At 53.2% G+C, this 1,033-nt stretch carries 3 protein-coding genes; all 3 read right to left on the reverse strand.

What is annotated here, in order from left to right; translation table 11 throughout:
* On the reverse strand, positions 1 to 248 hold a 248-nt coding region (locus ABIB18_RS23730; protein WP_354476055.1), incomplete at its 3' end, for a hypothetical protein.
* Positions 245 to 790 carry a phage N-6-adenine-methyltransferase gene (locus ABIB18_RS23735; RefSeq protein ID WP_354476057.1) on the reverse strand — a complete coding sequence of 182 codons (546 nt, stop codon included), beginning with the start codon at positions 788 to 790 and terminating at the stop codon, positions 245 to 247. The genes ABIB18_RS23735 and ABIB18_RS23730, both read right to left, overlap by 4 nt.
* Positions 787 to 1,033 (reverse strand): hypothetical protein (locus ABIB18_RS23740; RefSeq protein WP_354476059.1); only part of this gene is annotated, 247 nt, incomplete at its 5' end. The genes ABIB18_RS23740 and ABIB18_RS23735, both read right to left, overlap by 4 nt.

The raw sequence follows: 1,033 nt of genomic DNA on the forward strand, positions 1-1,033 counted from the left end.
AGCATCGCCATGTTGTAGCTGATGCCAAATCCAATGCTGAATGCGCCCATCCGATACTGGTAGTCATGGTCCGAAATGCCTAACCGCTGACGCTTGATTTTGTTGTTGTCGGCCATGTCATGCAGGGCGACCGTCACATTGATGCGCTTTGCCGATGCAAGCACGCAGACGCGATCGATAATCTCTTTCGATGTGTGCCATTCGTCGTCTGATAACACCTGATGAATTGCTGTGGTTAATTTGCTCATGCTGCTTTACTCCCCATCAGGACGCGGCCGTACTTCATCAGGAAATCACGATCTACAAAGCTGACAGCACAGCGAGCCAGCATGTGTGGATTCCAGATAATCAGCATCGAGCCTTTATTGTTGCCATTGACTGGCTTTCCGGTATCAGCGCGAACGAAGGACAGCCGCCCGCCGGTGATGAAACGCACTTCGCTGCATGTCCTCTGTGCATCTGCGAACCAGCCAACTGACGTGTCAGCAGGAACTAGCATCACCACCCCATGTACATCGCTATCAATGGACGATGCCTTTTCCACCCAAGGGCCAATATCGCTGTAGGGCGGGTTTAGCCAGATGTAGCCAGGTGGAAAATAAAATTCCCAGACCTCCTCCAGTGCGTTTTGCTGCTCTGTCAGATATTTCGGGTGAAGATGATTGAGATCGCTTGCGGCGGCATCACCAATGAAGTTGAACTCCCGGTTTAGCGCGGCGTAGATTTCGGGAGGCGTCTGCCATAAATCTCGTATGACGACCGGAGTGTTGCTTCCTGTGTAATCGCTCATGCTGCACTCCTGTATTCGATAGTCACGACGCCGGGCGCGCCGGTTGTGTACATGGGATTGCGGTCGGGGTTCTCAGGCGCCACTTCCGTCAGTCCGTCAAAGCGCTGATATACGCAGTGAGGTTTGTTATGGGCGTGAGCAAGCCACGCAGCCTCTTCGATAGCTGCGCCAATATCAGTAAAGGGGGTCATGTTATTTTCCGAAGCGGTTAGCCCACTCAGCCGCACGCGCTGACTCGTCGCT

Source organism: Pantoea sp. UYEF8 (genome assembly GCF_040546285.1).
Classification (GTDB): Bacteria; Pseudomonadota; Gammaproteobacteria; order Enterobacterales; family Enterobacteriaceae; genus Pantoea; species Pantoea brenneri.